Here is a 1,338-nt window from a genome sequence, read left to right on the forward strand (position 1 = left end):
CGATCGCGGAGACAACGTCAAAAAACGCCCAAGTCCCACCCACGTTGTTGCGTCAAGCGTGTCGCCTGAAGCTGCTTCCGGAGGAAGCCCATGAGCTACATTATTGACCGTCGCCTGAACGATAAACGCAAAAGCACCGTTAACCGGCAGCGCTTCCTGCGCCGCTATCGTTCGCACATTCGCGATGCCGTCAACGATGCGGTCAGCCGCCGTTCCATCAAGGACATGGAGCAAGGTGAGCGGATAAGCATTCCCCGCAAGGACCTGTCCGAACCCATTTTCCATCACGGCCCCGGCGGGCAACGCAGCATCGTCCACCCGGGCAACCAGGAATTTCATCAGGGAGACCGCATTCGCCGCCCGGACGGTGGCGGCGGAGGTGGGTCTGGTGAGGGCCAGGCCAGTGATCAGGGCGAGGGCAATGACGAGTTCGCCTTCGAAATCGACAAACAGGAGTTCCTCAATTTCCTGTTTGAAGACCTGGAGCTGCCCAATCTTCTCAAGCGTCACCTGGAAGGGGCACAGATCTTTCAACATCGTCACGGCGGCATCGTCAGCCAGGGCATGCCCGCCAAAATCAATATCGTCCGCTCCATGCGCCAGGCCTCCATGCGCCGCCGCGCCCTCACCGCCGCCACGCGCAAGAAAATACGCACCCTGAAAGCCGAACGGGATGCGCTTCTCGAACAGGATCAGTCGCCACAACGGCAAGCACGCTTGCAGGAGCTGGATGAACAGATCGCCCGACTGGAACGCCGGGTAGAACGCATTCCCTTTCTGGACACGGTGGACCTGCGCTACAACCATCATGTCAAAGTCCCGGTGCCGGTCAGCCGGGCGGTCATGTTCTGCATCATGGATGTGTCCGGCTCCATGAATCAGGACATGAAAGACCTGGCCAAACGTTTCTTTCTGCTTCTCTACCTGTTCCTTGAGCGTAACTACGAGCACACCGAGGTGGTCTTTATCCGACACCACACCAGCGCCAAGGAAGTTAATGAAGAAGAATTTTTCTACTCCCGGGAAACCGGCGGCACCATCGTATCCAGCGCGCTGAAGCTAACCCGCGACATCATCGAGGAACGCTATCCGGTTAACGAATGGAACCTGTATGCCGCCCAGGCCTCCGACGGTGATAACTGGAACGATGACTCACCCGCCTGCGCCAAACTGATCGAAGACGAACTGCTTCCCAAGCTGCAGTACTTTTCCTACGTGGAGGTCATGCCACGGGCTCATCAGGCGCTCTGGGACCACTACCAGAACATTATGCAGCGACACCCGTCTGCTTTTTCCATGGCCCAGATTGATGAGCCCGGGGAGATTTATCCGGTATTT

General features: G+C 57.7%; 1 protein-coding gene. It reads left to right on the plus strand.

Annotated elements, in window-relative coordinates; genetic code table 11:
- Positions 1 to 90: 90 nt before the first annotated feature.
- On the plus strand, positions 91 to 1,338 hold a 1,248-nt coding region (locus A3730_RS23600; RefSeq protein WP_063539101.1), incomplete at its 3' end, for a YeaH/YhbH family protein.

It is taken from the genome of Alcanivorax sp. HI0044, assembly GCF_001634945.1.